The sequence below is a fragment of the Vibrio sp. 1562 genome (genome assembly GCF_033340155.1).
GTDB classification, from domain to species: domain Bacteria; phylum Pseudomonadota; class Gammaproteobacteria; order Enterobacterales; family Vibrionaceae; genus Vibrio; species Vibrio alginolyticus.
Genome location: NZ_JAWOVY010000141.1, coordinates 1 through 975 on the forward strand (window position 1 = coordinate 1; position 975 = coordinate 975).

Annotated in this window: 2 protein-coding genes; both read right to left on the minus strand. The window is 48.0% G+C overall.

What is annotated here, in order from left to right:
* On the minus strand, window positions 1-148 hold a 148-nt coding region (locus tag R7Z49_RS23755; protein WP_318112182.1), incomplete at its 3' end, for an adenylyl-sulfate kinase.
* 24 nt (window positions 149-172) lie between these two features.
* Window positions 173-975: SLC13 family permease (locus tag R7Z49_RS23760; RefSeq protein ID WP_318112181.1), on the minus strand; the 803-nt coding region annotated here is incomplete at its 5' end.

Consider the following 975-nt stretch of genomic DNA (forward strand, 5'->3'; position numbering starts at 1 on the left):
CCGCGACGGTTGACTTACCTGCACCAGATAAACCAGTAAACCAAAGCACTGCTGGTTTCTGTTTTTTCAGCTCAGCACGAAACTGTTTATCAACCGTGTGCTGATGCCAGACAATGTTTTCATCTTTTACCGGTGTTTCAGCGGTCATAACGAATCCTTGTATTTATCGGAATTAAAACGGAAAGAAGACCGGTATCAATGTCAGTACCAATACGGAATACACAATCGAAATCGGCACACCAATTCGCACATAGTCGGTCAATTTGTAATTACCTACACTGTAAACCAACAAGTTGGTTTGATACCCGTAGGGAGAAATAAAGCTCGCGCTTGCGCCAAATAATACCGCCATAATAAATGGCATCGGATCCACCCCGTACCCGACAGCCATACTATAGCCAATCGGAAATGCTAACGCGGCAGCGGCATTGTTGGTCACCAATTCAGTCAGCACCAAGGTCATGATGTATGTGGCCACCAGCGCACCAAATACGCCCCAGCCGTTAAAGGCTTCGATAAACATCTCACCCATCCTGACGGACAAGCCCGATGAAATCATCAGCTGCGCAATAGAGAGCGCAGAGCCCACAATCACCACAATATCAATGGGAAAACGGCGGCGAAGCTCAGAGATTTGCACTATGCCAAACGCAATGAGTGCAATGATGTATACCGCGAGCCCTTTAATGATCGGCACAAGTTCTAGTAGTGCACAGGCGATAACCGCAGCAAAACCAATCAACACAATCGTCGATTTATTGGAGTCCAAACGTGCGCTGGAATCTAAGTCGTGCACTAACACAAATTCTTTACGGTGCGCTCGACGCTCAGACTCGAAACGCTTGCCCGGCACCAACACTAAAGTATCGCCCGGAGCTAAGGTAATACTGCCCAATCCACCTTCTAGACGCTCATGTCCACGACGAATGGCGACAACAACCGCATCAAAACGATCGCGGAAGCGGCTTTCTTTCA